Source organism: Vibrio sp. 10N.261.51.F11, from assembly GCF_041471665.1.
In the GTDB taxonomy this organism is placed as follows: Bacteria; Pseudomonadota; Gammaproteobacteria; order Enterobacterales; family Vibrionaceae; genus Vibrio; species Vibrio crassostreae_C.
Genome location: NZ_JBFROW010000113.1, coordinates 1 through 406, shown reverse-complemented (window position 1 = coordinate 406; position 406 = coordinate 1). Strand labels below are relative to the sequence as shown.

The 406-nt window shown below is 40.9% G+C and carries 1 protein-coding gene; it reads left to right on the top strand.

Features of this window, described 5'->3' with window-relative positions:
* A partial coding sequence (locus AB4351_RS22065; RefSeq protein ID WP_372127189.1) for a transposase occupies positions 1-375 on the top strand: 375 nt, incomplete at its 5' end.
* Between the last annotated feature and the right edge of the window lie 31 nt (positions 376-406).

The window sequence follows — 406 nt, the reverse complement described above, 5'->3', positions numbered from 1 at the left end:
AAAAATGCCTGCTTGCCGCTTGTCACGGATATGCTAACGGAAGCCATATCAAAGCTCAAACCCAACTCAAAGCCAATTATACATAGCGATCAAGGTTGGCAATATCGTCATCGACAGTATCAGAAAAAGGTAGCGGAGAGTGGGTTAACACAAAGCATGTCGAGAAAAGGTAACTGCTTGGATAATGCGGTTGCTGAAAACTTTTTTGCTTTACTCAAAACAGAGATGTATCACAACCAAAGCTTTGAAGATGCAGATGCTCTGATAGAGCAAATTAAAGAATACATCGAGTACTACAATACCAAACGTATAAAAGTGAAACTAAAAGGCCTGACTCCGATAGAATATCGAACTCAGGCCTTGAAAGCCGCTTAACAGAAATGTCCAACTTTACGGGGTCACTTCA